A 14,514-nucleotide genomic window follows, 5' to 3' on the forward strand; every position below is an offset into this window, starting at 1 on the left:
CAGTGCTTCCGTCCAATCACTTCAGCCTGGAGCCACCGTCAGCATGCTCCTGTCGGGAAGGCTTCCAAGAAGGGTCCGCTTCGGCTCGGTTCGGACCGCTTACGACGCTATTCACGCCTGCAACGCCGGTCCGAGCTTCCCGCATGCCTGCCCTGCCGCGCTGGTTCACGCAGCCCGCTCCTGCAAGCCGCAGGAGGTGCAGGCCGGGAGGTCGGCCATGAGCTCCAAACATTGATTGCGCTCTGATCGAGGAAGGACCGACGGAACAGAACGGAGCGACGAGATTAGAATCCCTCACCGTGCCTGAACGAGGCACGGCAGGACGAGGACGAACCTGATGAACGAGAACAACCTGAAGAAGCTGGTCGCGCAAGGATTGTCCGCGATGCAGGCCGGCAGCGACGTCGCCGCCAAGGCGACCGACGAGATCAACAACGACGCGCGCCACCCGGCGCTGCGATCCGCGCTCGAAGAGGGCAACCGGACTTCCCGCCAATGGGCGGACCGCATCCGTCGCGCCGCCGAGCAGGCGGGCCCGGCCGATCAGCAGGACAACCCTGTGCTCGAAGCGCATTACGAGGTGAGCCGCAGGATCCGCGAAGCGGCACCGGACGATGCCTCACGCGACCTCGGCATCATCGCCAGCGGGCAGCTCGCGCTTCACTACTGGATCGCTTCGTTCGGGACCATGGCCAATTACTGCCGGCAGACCGGCATGGACGATGCGGCGCGCGACATGAAGGCGTGCGTGGACGAGGCCAAGCAGGCCGACGAAAAGCACAGCCAGCTCGCCGAGCAGTTGCTGTCAGAAGGCTGAACCGGTGCCGGCCCGCCTTGCTACCGACGACTGGCCAACCGGCATGATCTTACAACAGGGGATAATTGGTGCTTGAGCAACGAAAGCTGGGCGACGGGCTGCGCGTATCTGCGCTGGGCCTCGGTTGCATGGGCATGTCCGAATTCTATGGGCAGGCCGACGAAGCCGAGGCGGTCGCGACCATTCACCGCGCGATCGATCTCGGCGTGACGTTTCTGGACACCGCCGACATGTACGGGGTAGGCCGTAACGAGGAGTTGGTCGGGCGTGCGATCCGCGATCGCTGCGACGCGGTGGTTCTCGCCACCAAGTTCGGCAACGTTCGCGGCGAGGACGGCACCTTCAAGGGCGTGTGCGGGCGCCCGGATTACGTCCGCTCCGCCTGCGAGGCGAGCCTGCGACGGCTCGGCGTCGAGACGATCGACCTCTACTATCAGCACCGCGTCGACCCCGACACGCCGATCGAGGACACGGTGGGCGCGATGGCCGGGCTGGTCCGCGAGGGCAAGGTGCGCCACCTCGGCCTCTCCGAAGCGGCGCCCGCCACGGTCAGGCGCGCGCACGCCGTGCATCCGATCGCGGCGCTGCAGACCGAATATTCGCTGTGGAGCCGCGATCCCGAGGGCGAGATCCTCGACACGGTGCGCGAGCTCGGCATCGGCTTCGTGCCGTACAGCCCGCTCGGCCGCGGTTTCCTGACCGGCGCGATCCGGCGGGTGGAGGATCTCGCGCCTGACGACTATCGCCGGCACAGCCCCCGCTTCCAGGGCGAGAACTTCCAGCGCAATCTCGATCTCGTCGCGGCGGTCGAGGCGATGTCGCGGGAGAAGGGCTGCACCCCTTCCCAGCTGGCGCTCGCCTGGGTGCTGGCGCAGGGCGAAGACATCGTGCCGATCCCGGGCACCAAGCGCCGCGGCTACCTGGAGGAGAATGTCGGCGCGCTCGACGTGACGCTCACCCGAGGCGAACTGGAGCGGCTCGACCGCGCGGCGCCGAAGGGGGCAACGGCGGGCGAGCGCTACGCCGCGCCGCAGATGCAGGCGCTGAACCGATGAGCGGGAGCGACGGACACGGCCTTGTAGGCCGCGTCGCGATCGTGACGGGCGGCGGTCGCGGGCTGGGCCGCGCGATGACGCTCGGGCTGGCGCAGGCCGGCGTGCGGGTCGTCGCCACCGCCGCGCGCGAACTCGCCGAGGTCGAAGCGGTCGCACGGGAGGCAGAGCGGGCATGCGGCGACGATCGGGTGCGGCCGCTGCTCGCCGACGTGACGCGCGCGGAGGATTGTGCCGCAGTCGTGCGCGCGGCGCTTGTGCGCTTCGGCCGGCTCGACATCCTGGTCAACAATGCCGGGCGCGGCATGAAGTATGTGAGCGACACCTTCCTGACAGAACCGACCCGGTTCTGGGAGGTCGCCCCCGACACCTGGCGCATGGTGACCGACACCAACGTCAACGGCCCGTTCCTGATGGCGCGCGCCGCCGTCCCCGCCATGCTGGAGGCGGGATGGGGCCGAATCGTCAACATCTCGATGAACCGCGAGACGATGCGACGGCGCGGCTTCTCGCCCTACGGCCCGTCCAAGGCGGCGCTGGAATCGGAGACCGCGATCTGGGCGCAGGACCTTGGGGACAGCGGCATCACGGTGAACGCGCTCCTGCCGGGGGGCGCGACGCTGACCGGCATGATTCCCGAAGGACTGCCGGATAGTGCACGCACCGGCCTGCTGTCACCCGAGATCGTGGTGCCGCCCTTGCTCTGGCTCTGCTCTGACGCTGCCGCGGCGGTGACGGGTAAGCGCCTGGATGCCCGGCGGTGGATGGGAGAGCAGCCCGGAAGTCAGCGCACAAATGACACGCTGGAGGATGTAGGCTGTTAGGGCAGACCACAGGATATCCGCTCGGCCGGCCGTGGTCTCTTACTCCTTTTGTGCGATATCCCCAGCGACAGGTCTTCTGCTAATCGAGACGGTAAAGGACCTGAAATTGGCCGCACGAGGCCGGGATCAAAAGATCCCGGCCCATTCAGCCTACCAAACAGCGGTCGGCCGCACGCTTCGTCCGCCAGCTTTGCAGCAGCTCGATCTGTCTCTCGTGCACCTCGTCGATAACTGGTGGCTCGGCCTGACAGGTTGCACCGGCCGCCACGACCTGAGATTCCGTTTCGTATCCCTTATCGCTGTTCATGTGATCTAGGAGTGCGCGCAACATCTGCCGCCCTCTTACTACGCGGCTCTTGATTGTGCCGACGGGAACCTGCTCGATTGTGGCTGTCTCCTCATAGCTCAATCCCTCGATCCCGATGAAATTGATGCACCGCTGCTGCTCAGGCGTCAGGCGCGGCCATAGACGGCGAACATCGCTCAGCGTCACAACGGATTCCTGGTTCGACGCCACCGGAATGTCGCCGAGTTCGGCGGTCTCGCTAACTTGTACCGTGCCTCGACGGCGTACCTGCGAAAGAAATGAGTTGCGAAGGATCCGGAAGGTCCACGCCTTCATATTTGTACCGGCTTCGAAGGATGCGCGGCTGCGCCAGGCTTTCAGCACGGTTTCCTGAACAAGGTCCTGTGCAGTATCGGGATTCCTGGCCAGCGATCGCGCATAGCTGGCCAGATTAGGCATAAGCGCGCTGAGCGCGGCACCGAAGTCCGACCAGTCTTCATGTGATAAATGCGGCTCGTCAACCGTTTGTTCGGACACGCAGAACCCCTTGTTCAGTCGAACCAGGCAGCTATTTTGATACCGACCAGTTTACTTTATGCAGAACGTCGACTCGATTGGCTTGTTCCGCTCCTCAGAGATGAAATATCAGTGGCGAAACAAACGCGCGGTAGAGGAAGGGTGGAACCGGGTACGTGATAGCCTGACAACAAGAGGTCAGCGCCGCCGCCTGTTGGCGTACCAAGCCCAGCCTGCAGGGAACACCGCAAACGCCAGCAGGATCGCTCCAACAACATAATGGTCGCGCTGGAGGATCGCGCCGGCGACCAGCAGGCCGGCGGACAGGACGTTGGGATCGGCGCGCCGGGGTGATGCCGGCGTTGAGGAAACCGCGCTTCCCTGTAATTCGATCGGCAGCGCGCCCGACCGCGCAACCCGCTCGGCGAAAGCCACCAGCTCGGGTGAGGCGGCGGCCAGACGGCCAAGGCTCGTCGCCAGCCGGCGTCCGCCTCGCTTGAGGCCGGCCGGGCCGATCCGCTCCCGCAGCAGTTCGCGCGCGATCGGCGCGGCGCGCGCCGCAATGTCGAAGCCAGGATCGAGCCGTCGCACGAACCCTTCGGCAATCAGCAGGGTACGCAGAAGCAAGGCCAAGTCGGGCGGCAGTGCCAGGCGGTAGGTACGCAGCAGCGCGAACACGCGGCCGAAGATGTCGGCCAGCTCGATCTGCTGGAGTACCGCCCCGCGGAACTGGCCGATCAGGGCGTCGAGGTCGCGGGTCAGCGCCTGGCGATCGACATCGGTTTCGCCGGACCATTGCAGCAGCACGTCCGTGACCGACCGCGTATCCTCGCTTGCGATCGCAAGGATGAGCGTGACGACCTCGTTCCTCCGGGCGGGGCTGAGCACGCCGACCGCGCCGAAGTCGATGAACGCGAGCGAGCGATCGGCAAGGACAAAGACGTTGCCGGGATGGGGGTCCGCGTGGAACCGGCCGTTGAAGATGATCATCCGCAGCACGGCATCCGCGTAGCGGCCGGCGACCTCCACGCCCCCCTCCTGCGCCCCGTCGATAATCTCGCGGACTGGCACGCCGTTGAGCCGCTCCTGCACGTTGATCCGGCGCCCGACCTGATCCCAGTAGAAGGCGGGCGTGCGGACGCCGAGCGGCTGCAGGAAGGCCCCGATGCTCTCGCAGGCTGCCGCTTCGGCACTGAGGTCCATTTCCTGCGACAGACTCTCCGCGAAAAACCGGAGCAGGTCGTCAGGTTTGAGGCGCCGTATCTCCGGCGAGTGCCTCGCGGCAAGCCGCGCGATGCGGCGGAGCAGCCGAAGGTCGGCATCGACTCGTTCCGCGATCCCCGGCCGGCGTATCTTGACTACGACTTCGGTTCCGTCGCGAAGGGTGGCGGCATGAACCTGCGCGATCGACGCCGCGGCGATCGGGTCGCGGCCGAAGCTCGCAAACACGTCCTCGATCGGGGAGCCGAGCGCGGCCAGGATCGTCGGCTCCAGCGCCTCGAACGGCAGCGGTGTCACGCGATCCTGCAGCGTTGCCAGCGCACGCACCCATTCCGGCCCTAGCAGGTCTTCACGGGTCGCGAGCACCTGCCCCAGCTTCACCGCGACAGGTCCAAGGTCCCGCAGCAGCGCGACGACCCGCTCGGGCGTACAGACGTCTGCCGGCTGCTCCGAGCGACCTGGCAGCAGACCCAGGCGAGCGGCCAAGCCGTTCAGCCCGTGGCGGCCCATGATCTGGATGAGTTCGGCAAGGCGCGCGCGCTCACCGAGTTGAGGCTCGTCGTCGTTGACGAGCATCACATGGTCCCTTTGTCGACGTGCCGCGGACGGCAGCCGTCGAGAAACAGATCAATCACGCGCAAGATACGTTCGCGAGCTGCATCGTCGTACGCGGGAGGAGACAGCCCGAGCGCCGCGCGGCGCATGGGCGCGACGACGACGAGCGTGACGAACTGCTCGGCAGCGAACACCGGGTCCGCCAGCGACAGCTCGCCCTTGGCATCGGCATGGGCGAGGATGGAGGCCACCCATTGGACAGCCCGCTGATAGCCGAAGTCGTGGATGTTCGCCGCGAGCGCAGGAAAACGCACCGCTTGGGCAATGACGACGCGTTCCATCGAGGCGATCCGAGGCGTCAGGAGCCACTCGAGCAGGCGATCGGCGATGACGCGAAGGCGCGATGCAATGTCGGGTTCGTCGCTGCCGGAGGGTTCGAGCGCGCGCAGCTGCGTATCGATCTCGTCCAGGATGACAGCCTCGAACACGCGAGCCTTGCTGCCGAACCGCGCGTACAGGGTTCGCTTGGAGATGCGCGCCTGTTCGGCGATCATGTCGGCACTGGCGCCGTCGAAACCGTGCTGGAAAAACAGCTCGCGGGCGCTCTTGAGGATATGCGAAGTCAGTCGGAGCGCGTCCTCGGTCGTCGGTCTGCCCATCTTCCCTGGGCGCCGGCTCTTCTTCTCGTCATCGCTCAATCTCGTTCTCCTGGAGCGAGGGTAGCGCGATCCGGACCCGTTGACGAGGATCACGCCGGGACGGTCGGTTCCTCGCCTGCCAGCCCGCTCTCCGACCAGAGTTGTCCTATCGTGTCGCGGTCGATCACTGCCGCGACCCCGGCTTGTAGGTCGGGAGGGACGGTGCACCCACACCCAGCCCTTCCTGATCGAGGCGAACGGCCGTATCTCTGACAGCGCCTGCCTTCTTCCTTGCTGAACGAACGGTTTCACGCAGTTGGGCCTCTTTCACGGTCGCGCTGCGGATCGTGGGTCGAACAGCCTCGACGCGAGCCGTGAGACGCACGGCTCCGCCACGGGCATTCAGCAACGCACGGTTCGCCCTGGCGAGGACGGTTGCGCGGCTTTCTACCACAGCGCTCCCCAACCGTTCGGCGCTTTCGCCGGATCGCTGCAAGGCGTCCCCCAGGGCCACGACACGCCCGCGGGCGCCGGTAAGCGCGTCAGATGCCGCTCCAGCCTTGTCTGCCCAGCCTGCGGAACTCTCCGCGAGCGCCGCCAGCCGATCGCTGGCCCGCTGCTGTTGGGCGGCATCGAGGTTGCGCGACACGGAGTCGACTGTCCGGCTGATCTTGTCCACGAGCGCGACTGGATCCCCTCCCCCGCCAAGAAGCCCACCCTCCTTGGCGGGGATGATGGGAAGCTCACCGACCCTCGTCGCGACGATCGGGGATGCACCGGACTTTGCGCCGTCGAGACTGATGTTGGCCGTCCCTGCCAGTGCGGATCGCGCGATCGTTGCCTTGACACCTGTGACGATGGGGGTTCCCGGTTCGAGGCTGATGGTGACGAGAACCGCTGAGGGATCAGCTCCGTCAAACCGTATGGACGTGACATGGCCCGCCGGGACGCCCGAGAACGTCACTGGTGATCCCTTTTCCAGGCCGGCGACGCTCCCGGTGAAACGGATGAGATACGGGTTTCCGTCTCCACTTCGCGCATCGAAAAGCCAAAGGGTGAAGACGAGAAGCGTGCTCAGCAGAAGGCCGGTGACCGCGAGCACAAGGAATTTGTTGGATCGCGTTTCCATCGCAGGATGCAGACGTTAAGGCGAAGAAGTTTGTAAGTAAACCGTACCGTTTTCCTGTGCTTGGCTTGTGGACGCGGCGGGGAACAGGAATCGTCTGGGCAGGGAGGGGTTTTATGGTTGGAGACTTGAGCTTGCGACCGGGCGACATACCGTGGGGCAATCGGCTGGGCCTTGAGCTCGTTTCGATCGGCGACGGGCTCAGTTCGCTCCGGGTCGATTGGCACGCGGAGCTGGCGGACGAGGAGGAGGCGCTCGCGACCGGTGTGTTGACGAGCCTCATCGATCAGGCCTGCGGCGTTGCCGTGATGTCTCGATTGGGCAGACGGCTGGCGATCTCCACCCTTAACCTGAAGGTGGACCATGTGCGATCCGCCGAGGCGAGATGCCCCGCGACGGCGTGGGCTCACTGCTACGACGCGACCGAGCACCGTGCGTTCGTACGCGCCGAAGTCTGGGATACAGATCCGTCTCACCTGATCGCGACTGCCCAAGGCGTCTTTTCGATCAATCGGGCTGTCGCCCCATGAACGAAGGCGCGATCGGGGCCAGTACCGGGCGGAACGGCTTTGCGAAGCTACTCGGTACCATGATGACGCAAAGCGGTGAAACGTTCACGCTGATCCCCACGGAGGAGCTTGTCGGGAATCCCATTCTGCCCGCCTTGCATGGAGGCGCGATCGCGTCCTTTCTTGAGCTGGCCGCACAGCTTGCTCTCTCCCGCACACTCTCGCCAGGGCAGTCCTGCCGGCTGATCAGCATGAACCTTCAATTTCTCGCCCCGGTCAGACTGGGCGCAGTCAGCACGACGCCGACGCTGGTGCGCGTAGGGCGTCGTGTCGCAGTGGTGCATGCCGAAGGCGTCGAGCGAAACGGAACCGGAAAACTGTGCCTTGCGCAGCTGGAATTCGCCGTCGGACAATCCTCCGGAGACGAGGATCACACCCGACATTCCTGATTGGTTCAGCGGGCCGATCTCCAGAGAGCAAGGATGCTTCTGAGCGCCGTCGCGAAGGCGAGCGGCTCATCCAGCATCAGGTGATGGCGCGCGTTGGGCACCGCGACGATCGGGATCGCGCCGGCTCCCAGTTCGCGCAGATATGCCGCGGAATCCCTGCCGAAGAGCGCGCTGTGCTCGCCGTAGATGATTGCCAGCCGACCGGGCGCCGCGGCGACACGGCGACCCATCGTCATCCATTCGTCCGCCGAGTTGCCGCGCGCGAACACCGCGGGCGAGAACTTCCACGTCCACGCGTCCCCGTCCCGCCGGAGCGAATGATAGGCCATGTAGTCCATCAGGAACGGCTCACCCGCGGGCTGTGGCGGCGCGAGCACGTAGCGCGCGCGTGCGGTCGGGTAATCGGGATACCGGCTGGCGGGCTTGTTCGGGTCGCCCGAGCCGGGGCTGCCGCGTCCGCCACGCCAGTAGGCGGCAAGCGCCTCCGGCCGCATGATCATCAGGTCGCAGATGATCGCGCCCGCGAACCGTTCGGCCGCGATCGTCATCGCGGTCACCGCGACCCCCGCGCCGAAGCTGTGGCCGATGATCACGGGCGGCGCAGCACCGTCGAACAGCCCGGTCGCCTCCGCCACCGCGATCATCTCGCGCCCGCGGCCGTCACCATCGATCCCCACGCGCGCGTCGCTGTCGCCCATGCCCGCAAGATCATAGGCGACCACATGGTAGTCCGCGGCGAGCAACGGCGCGATAAACGCCCAGCAGCGCGCATGGGCAAGAAAGCCGTGCGCCATGAGCACGCCCGGCTTTGCGCGGTCGCCCCAGCGCAGGTAGTGGATCTGCGCGCCCTCTACGGTGACGAAGCCTTCTTCCCGCGGAACGGCCAGCGCATCGACGAACCAGTCCGGCAGGTGCGACCCGTCCTCGGCCCATATCGGGTCGATGTCCGACGATCCGGTAGCCTCGGCGGCGCTCATGCCGACAGCCGGAAACCGCTATAGCCCGCCTCGGCGACCGCATCGCAGATCTCGGCATAGCCGACCACAGACGGATAGTTGAGTAGCTGACGCGGTTTGCCTGGGATGTTCGCTCCCATGTACCAGGAATCGGCCCTGGGAAAGAGCGTCATGGCGGCGATCTCGTCGATGTGGCGCGCCCATGCCGCGTGCGCGTCCGGCTCGGCCTCGAAGCGGGACCACCCGCCCGTGCGCAGATGCTCGAGGAACCGGACGACCCAGTCACCCTGCACCTCCGCGGCAGTCGGACCATTGGAGAAGCCGGACGGGCTCTGCGGGCCGTAGAGGAACACCATGTTAGGGAAGCCCGAAACCGCGTAGCCGAGATGCGTGCGTGCGCCTTCGCCCCACGCGTGCGCCAGCGTCGCCCCGCCGCGCCCGCGAATGTCCATCTGCATCAGCCCTCCCGTCACTGCGTCGAAACCGGTCGCGAGCACCAGGACGTCGTGTCGGCGCTCACCGACGCTCGTGGCTATGCCGTCGGGCAGGATCCGTTCGATCGGCTCTTCCCGCAGGTCGACGAGTTCGACGTTCGGCTGGTTGAAGATGTCGTAATAAGTCTGCTCGAGCGACGGCCGCTTGACCCCGAACGGATGCGGCGGGTCGCTGGGTGCGAGCTTCTCCTGCAACGCTGGGTCGGTGATCCGCTCGCGCACCTTGTCTCGCCAGAAATCGTAGGCCAGCCGGTTGGCGCGCTCGTCCACCAGGATGTCGGCGTAGTTGCCGACCCAATAGTGGAAGCCGCCCGCCGCCCACAGCCGCTCGAACGCCGCGGTGCGCTCCTCGCTTGACACCTCGAGCGCGGACTGGTCGAGCCGCAGGATCTCGAACCCGCCGCTGCTCAGTCGGCGTTGACGGAAGATCTCGGGGTAACCGGGCTTGGCCTGCTCCTGCTCAGCCGCGGTCAATGGGCGCTGGCGCATCGGCAGAGCCAGTATAGGTGTGCGCTGGTAGATCGTCAGCTGCGCAGCCTCGCGTGCCGCCTCCTGAGCGACCTGCACACCGCTCGCGCCGGTCCCGATGATCGCGACGCGCTTGCCGCCAAAGTCGATGCCCTCCTGCGGCCAGTGGGCGGTGTGGTGGGCCGGGCCGGCAAAGCTGTCGAGTCCCGAAAGTGACGGGATGTACGCCTTGGCCGCAAAGCCGGTACACGGTAGCAGATAGCGGGTGGTCAGCCGCTCTCCATCGGCGAGTTCCACTCGCCAGAAGCCGGCATGTTCGTCGAACACGGCGGAGCGCATCCTGACGCCGAGCGTCATTGCAGGCCAGAGGTCGAGAACGTCGCAGGCATGTCGGAAATAGCGACGCAACTCGCGCCAGCCTGGGAAGCGTTCCGACCAGGTCCAGTCGCGCCACACCCGCTCGTCCGAGAACTCGTAGATCGGAACATGCGAATCGACTCGCGCGCCAGGGTAGCAGTTCCAGTACCAGATGCCGCCCGGCTCCGCCGCCGCATCCACCAGCCGAACGTTGAAGCCGTTCTCGCGCAACTTCCCGAGCAGGTAGATCCCGCTGAAGCCCGCGCCGATCACCAGCGCGTCGATGTCGGGCACGCCCGTCATCGCGCAGCGACTGCCGCGACGGCGATGTCGGTCGCCGCCTTGTAATCCGCCTTGCCGTTCGGCGCGCGCAGCGGTCGGTCCGTGACGACGATCGCTTTGGGCGTCTTGTAGCCGGCGAGCGCGGCGCGCACGTGAGCGCGCACCGCCGCCTCGTCTACTGTCGCCCCCGGTGCGGCATGGACCACCGCCGTCACCGCCTGGCCCCATTTCTCGTCGGGCACGCCGACCACAAGCGCGTCCGCGACCGCTGGATGCGTCTTCAGCACCTCCTCCACCTCTTCCGGATAGACCTTCTCACCCGCCGTGTTGATGCACACGCTGCCGCGCCCGAGCAGCGTCAGCGTCCCGTCCGCGGCGACGGTGCACCAGTCGCCAGGCATCGAGTAACGGACGCCGTTGATGGTGCGGAACGTCTTCGCGCTTTTCTCCGGATCCTTGTAGTAGCCGATCGGGATCGCGCCCTTACGCGCGATGAAACCGGGCGTGCCGCTGCCCGGCACGACCGGCCGGTCATGCTCGTCGAACACGTCGCACAGCCCGCCGATGGTGAAGCGTGCGGTCGCCGTCTCGCCCGCCGCGCTGGTGACCGACAGGCCGAACCCCAGCCCTTCCGACGCGCCGAAGCTGTCCATCAGCACGACTTGCGGGATGTGCCGGATCAACCCAGCCTTCACCTCGCGGCTCCACATCACCCCGGATGAAACGATCGTGACGAGGCTGGACGTGTCGTAGCGCCCGGGCGCGGCATCCAGCGCGGCCAGCATCGGCTTGGCGAAGGCGTCGCCGACGATCGCGATCGATTCGACGCGGTCGCGATCGACCGACCGCCACAGCTCGTCGGCATCGAACGATTCACCGCCGAGCGTCACGATGCAGCCGCCGCTCATCAGCGTGCCGATGGACGTGATGAAGCCGGTGCCGTGCATCATCGGGCAGGCGGGCATCGTACGCCGGCCCGGTCCGTCGCGCGCGGTCAGCGCCGCGGTTTCTGCAAGGTCGGCGGGCGTCGGCCCCATCAGCCGCTGCGCGTCGAGTTGCGCCTCGCGCATGTCGGTGTGCCGCCACATCACGCCCTTCGGCATCCCCGTCGTGCCGCCGGTGTAGATGAACAACTCGTCGTCGGGCGAGCGCGCGATGCCGAGCGGCGCGCCGTCGCCCTCCCGCGCGAGCGCCTCGTAGGGCAGCGCGAACGAGGCGCGCTCCGCCTCAGGACCGATCTCCACGAAGGTATGCACCTTGCCGAGCCGGCCGTGCAGCTCCTCGATGCAGGCGCGGAACTCGGCGCTGTAGACCACGACCTCGCTGTCGCTGTCGTCGAAGATGTAGAACACCTCGTCGGGCCGATAGCGGTAGTTGATGTTGACGTGGGTCAGGCGTCCCTTGAAGCACGCCGCCATCAGCTCGCCGTATTCGGGCCGGTTGCGCATATAGAAGGCGACCTTGGCGCCCGGTCCCGCGCCCCGCGCACGCAGCGCCCGCGCGATGTTGTTTGAACGGCGCGCCATCTCGGGCCAGGTGATGACCCGGTCGCCGTGGATCAGCGCGGGGGCGTCGTGGGGCATTACGGGCTCGATCGCGTCGAGGATGTCGCCCAGGTTCCACTGCGTCATGCCTGCTGCTCCTCGTCTCAGGCGGCGCGTTTGCCCCAGCCCTGCAGCGCGGCCGCCTCCGCGCGCACGATCTCCGGCCCGCCGAGCAACTGCCGGTCGAAGCCGATGCGCTTGAACCAGTAATGGAGGCCGAGCAGGTCGGTGAACCCCATCCCGCCGTGGACCTCCGTGGCGGTACGCGCGACGAATCGGCCCACCTCCCCGGTGTGAGACTTGGCATGACATGCCATCAGCAAAGCCTCATCCGGGACCGCGTCGAACGCATGCGCCGCGTACCAGACGAGCGATCGGCACGGCTCCAGCCGCGCCGCCATCTCGGCGCACATGTGCTTGACCGCCTGGAAGCTGCCGATGACGCGCCCGAACTGCTCGCGCTCCCCGGCATAATCGACCGCCCGCGCGATCATCACGTCGCCCGCGCCCACGCTGTCCGCCGCGAGCAGCACGCGGCCCGCGGCGACAAGCCGGTTGGCGGTCCCGCCGTCGTCCTCGCCGAGCGGCTCGGCCGCGACGCCGTCGAGCCGCAACTCTCCCACCGACCGCGTGAGGTCGATCGTGGACAGCGGAAGGCGTTCGAGCCCGTCCGCCTCGCCGGCGACCAGATGCAATTGGCCGCCCTGGTCGGCGATGACAAAGGCATCGGCGTCGGCGCTGTCGAGCACGAACAGCGCGGAGCCGCTGAGCGTGCCGTCCGCGGCCGTGACGCCGCCGCCGTCGCGACGGTTGACGACCTCGGTCAGCCCGACGCCGAAGCGCGCGCTGCCGTCGGCAATGCGCGGCAGCCAGCGCGCCTGCTGCGCCGGCGTGCCGGCAAGCCGCAGCGCAAGCGGGGCGAGGACGCAGCGCGCCACGAACGGCACCGGCGCCACCGCTGCGCCGAGCGCCTCCGCCACTACTAAGGCATCGAGCAGGCCCAGGCCGAGGCCGCCGTGCTCCTCGGGCACCACGATGCCGGGCAGGCCAAGCTCGGCCATTGCCGCCACCACCGCCGCACTGACATTGTTGCCGCCCGCGGCGACCTTCCGGACGTGATCGAGCGGGCAATGTTCGCGCAGCAGCCGGTCGACGGCATCGCGCAGCATCTGCTGCTCGGGAGAGAGGCCGAAGTCCATCTATGCTGCCTCCGCCTTGGGTGCGCGCGCGTGCTCCAGCTTCGGCTCGCGCGGCATGCCGAGCCCCCGCTCGGCGATGATGTTCTTCTGGATCTGCGCGGTGCCGCCGCCGATGATGAGGCCGAGCTGGAACATGTAGTTCCACTGCCAGCTTCCGCCCGCCCGCTCGCGCCGGCTGCCGCCGTACAGCAGGCCGAGCTCCCCCATGGCGTCGATCGCCAGCGCCGAGATCTGGTGCGCCAGTTCGCACGACTGGAGCTTGACGATCAGCTTGGCGAGGCCGCCGGGTTCGCCCTTCAGCGAATTGGACAGCAGCCGCAGGCCGTTGAACTTCATCGCCGCGACTTCGGCCTGCAGCGCGATAAGCCGGTCGCGGAGCGTGGCGTTATCGATGGCGCGGGTGCCGTCGATCTCCTCCACATGCATCAGCTGCACGAGCGCGTTGAGTCGATTCTCCAGCGCCGCCGGATCGCCCAGCATGCCGCGCTCGTAGCCGAGTGTAGCGTTGGCTACCATCCAGCCTTGCCCACGCTGGCCGACGATCTGGTCGACAGGCACGCGCACGTCGGTGAAGAAGGTCTCGTTAAACTCGGCGTGCCCCGTCATCGTGCGCAGCGGGCGCACCTCGATGCCCGGCGTCTTCATCGAGAAGATCAAGTAGCTGATCCCCGCGTGCTTGGGCGCGCCCGCCTCGGTCCGCACCAGGCAAAAGATCATGTCTGCCTGATGCGCGGTGCTAGTCCAGATTTTCTGCCCGTTGATGACGAACTCGCCATTCTCCTCGCGCGCGCTGGTGCGCAGCGCCGCCAGGTCCGAGCCGGCGCCCGGCTCGGAGTAGCCTTGGCACCAGACGATTTCGCCGCGCAGCGTCGGCGCGATCCAGCGGCGCTTCTGCTCCTCCGTGCCGAGCTCGAGCAGCGTCGGAACGAGCATCGAGATGCCCTGGTTCGACAGCCCGCCCGGCACGCCCGCCGCGGCGAACTCCTCGGCGATGATGCGCGAGGTGAGGATGTCGGGTTCGGCGCCGAAGCCGCCATATTCGCGCGGAATGGTGCGCGCGGTGTAGCCGTGTTCGAGCAGCAGCTGCTGCCACGCGACCGCGTCCGCCCCGGCGCGCTGCGCCGCGCCGGGCGCGGCCGGGGCACGGTGGCGGTTCTCGGCGATGAACGCGCGCAGCTCATCGCGGAACGCCTCGTATTCCGGGCCGTAACTCAGGTCCAT

14 protein-coding genes are annotated in these 14,514 nt (G+C 67.2%); 5 read left to right on the forward strand and 9 right to left on the reverse strand.

Annotated elements, in window-relative coordinates; all coding sequences use genetic code 11:
• Positions 1–337: 337 nt before the first annotated feature.
• From XM50_RS07795 to XM50_RS07805, 3 genes are all read left to right on the forward strand, one after another.
• Positions 338–817: a YciE/YciF ferroxidase family protein gene (locus XM50_RS07795; protein WP_046408731.1), complete on the forward strand. Its 480-nt coding sequence runs from the start codon at positions 338–340 to the stop codon at positions 815–817.
• 68 nt (positions 818–885) lie between these two features.
• Complete coding sequence (locus XM50_RS07800) at positions 886–1,872, forward strand: aldo/keto reductase (protein ID WP_269430564.1); 987 nt, start codon at positions 886–888, stop codon at positions 1,870–1,872.
• On the forward strand, positions 1,869–2,693 hold the full coding sequence (locus XM50_RS07805; protein WP_046408732.1) for an SDR family NAD(P)-dependent oxidoreductase: 825 nt from the start codon (positions 1,869–1,871) through the stop codon (positions 2,691–2,693). Before XM50_RS07800 ends, XM50_RS07805 begins: the two co-directional genes overlap by 4 nt.
• A 145-nt stretch (positions 2,694–2,838) precedes the next feature.
• Here the strand turns inward: XM50_RS07805 and XM50_RS07810 are convergent, their stop codons facing one another.
• The 4 genes from XM50_RS07810 to XM50_RS07825 form a co-directional block, all read right to left on the reverse strand.
• Positions 2,839–3,516 (reverse strand): sigma-70 family RNA polymerase sigma factor, encoded by a 678-nt coding sequence (locus XM50_RS07810; RefSeq protein WP_231621898.1) that lies wholly within the window; start codon positions 3,514–3,516, stop codon positions 2,839–2,841.
• Positions 3,517–3,693: 177 nt separating this feature from the next.
• Positions 3,694–5,292, reverse strand: a complete 1,599-nt coding sequence (locus XM50_RS07815) for an ABC1 kinase family protein (RefSeq protein WP_046408733.1) — start codon at positions 5,290–5,292, stop codon at positions 3,694–3,696.
• Positions 5,292–5,969 carry a TetR/AcrR family transcriptional regulator gene (locus XM50_RS07820; protein WP_231023661.1) on the reverse strand — a complete coding sequence of 226 codons (678 nt, stop codon included), beginning with the start codon at positions 5,967–5,969 and terminating at the stop codon, positions 5,292–5,294. The genes XM50_RS07815 and XM50_RS07820 overlap by 1 nt, the downstream gene beginning before the upstream one ends.
• Before the next feature lie 124 nt (positions 5,970–6,093).
• Complete coding sequence (locus XM50_RS07825) at positions 6,094–7,038, reverse strand: MlaD family protein (protein WP_046408735.1); 945 nt, start codon at positions 7,036–7,038, stop codon at positions 6,094–6,096.
• Between the two features lie 131 nt (positions 7,039–7,169).
• Between XM50_RS07825 and XM50_RS07830 the strand changes: the two genes are divergently transcribed.
• Together XM50_RS07830 and XM50_RS19180 are read left to right on the forward strand one after the other, a co-directional pair.
• On the forward strand, positions 7,170–7,565 hold the full coding sequence (locus tag XM50_RS07830; RefSeq protein WP_168770733.1) for a PaaI family thioesterase: 396 nt from the start codon (positions 7,170–7,172) through the stop codon (positions 7,563–7,565).
• Complete coding sequence (locus XM50_RS19180; RefSeq protein ID WP_052742494.1) at positions 7,562–7,993, forward strand: PaaI family thioesterase; 432 nt, start codon at positions 7,562–7,564, stop codon at positions 7,991–7,993. The genes XM50_RS07830 and XM50_RS19180 overlap by 4 nt, the downstream gene beginning before the upstream one ends.
• Before the next feature lie 5 nt (positions 7,994–7,998).
• Here XM50_RS19180 and XM50_RS07840 read toward each other — a convergent pair whose 3' ends face one another.
• Genes XM50_RS07840 through XM50_RS07860 form a run of 5 tightly spaced genes read right to left on the reverse strand, consistent with a single transcriptional unit; the run spans position 7,999 to position 14,514 of the window.
• A complete protein-coding gene (locus XM50_RS07840; protein ID WP_046408737.1) occupies positions 7,999–8,970 on the reverse strand; it encodes an alpha/beta fold hydrolase in 972 nt (323 codons plus the stop codon).
• The gene (locus tag XM50_RS07845; RefSeq protein WP_231023660.1) at positions 8,967–10,562 is read right to left on the reverse strand and encodes a flavin-containing monooxygenase; all 1,596 of its coding nucleotides are present in this window, start codon (positions 10,560–10,562) and stop codon (positions 8,967–8,969) included. The genes XM50_RS07840 and XM50_RS07845 overlap by 4 nt, the downstream gene beginning before the upstream one ends.
• Before the next feature lie 5 nt (positions 10,563–10,567).
• Positions 10,568–12,181, reverse strand: a complete 1,614-nt coding sequence (locus XM50_RS07850; RefSeq protein WP_046408739.1) for an acyl-CoA synthetase — start codon at positions 12,179–12,181, stop codon at positions 10,568–10,570.
• A 17-nt stretch (positions 12,182–12,198) separates the two neighbouring features.
• Entirely contained in the window at positions 12,199–13,293 is a 1,095-nt protein-coding gene (locus tag XM50_RS07855; RefSeq protein WP_046408740.1) for an acyl-CoA dehydrogenase family protein, read from the reverse strand.
• The gene (locus XM50_RS07860) at positions 13,294–14,514 is read right to left on the reverse strand and encodes an acyl-CoA dehydrogenase family protein (RefSeq protein ID WP_046408741.1); all 1,221 of its coding nucleotides are present in this window, start codon (positions 14,512–14,514) and stop codon (positions 13,294–13,296) included.

This window comes from Sphingomonas sp. Ag1 (assembly GCF_000980895.1).
Classification (GTDB): Bacteria; Pseudomonadota; Alphaproteobacteria; order Sphingomonadales; family Sphingomonadaceae; genus Sphingomonas; species Sphingomonas panaciterrae.

Bases quoted from the DNA above. Each gene is read 5' to 3' on its own strand.
- XM50_RS07805 (WP_046408732.1), top strand. From the start codon at position 1,869: ATGAGCGGGAGCGACGGACACGGCCTTGTAGGCCGCGTCGCGATCGTG.
- XM50_RS07860 (WP_046408741.1), bottom strand. From the start codon at position 14,514: ATGGACCTGAGTTACGGCCCGGAATACGAGGCGTTCCGCGATGAGCTG.
- XM50_RS07815 (WP_046408733.1), bottom strand. From the start codon at position 5,292: ATGCTCGTCAACGACGACGAGCCTCAACTCGGTGAGCGCGCGCGCCTT.
- XM50_RS19180 (WP_052742494.1), top strand. From the start codon at position 7,562: ATGAACGAAGGCGCGATCGGGGCCAGTACCGGGCGGAACGGCTTTGCG.
- XM50_RS07855 (WP_046408740.1), bottom strand. From the start codon at position 13,293: ATGGACTTCGGCCTCTCTCCCGAGCAGCAGATGCTGCGCGATGCCGTC.
- XM50_RS07825 (WP_046408735.1), bottom strand. From the start codon at position 7,038: ATGGAAACGCGATCCAACAAATTCCTTGTGCTCGCGGTCACCGGCCTT.
- XM50_RS07795 (WP_046408731.1), top strand. From the start codon at position 338: ATGAACGAGAACAACCTGAAGAAGCTGGTCGCGCAAGGATTGTCCGCG.
- XM50_RS07840 (WP_046408737.1), bottom strand. From the start codon at position 8,970: ATGAGCGCCGCCGAGGCTACCGGATCGTCGGACATCGACCCGATATGG.
- XM50_RS07850 (WP_046408739.1), bottom strand. From the start codon at position 12,181: ATGACGCAGTGGAACCTGGGCGACATCCTCGACGCGATCGAGCCCGTA.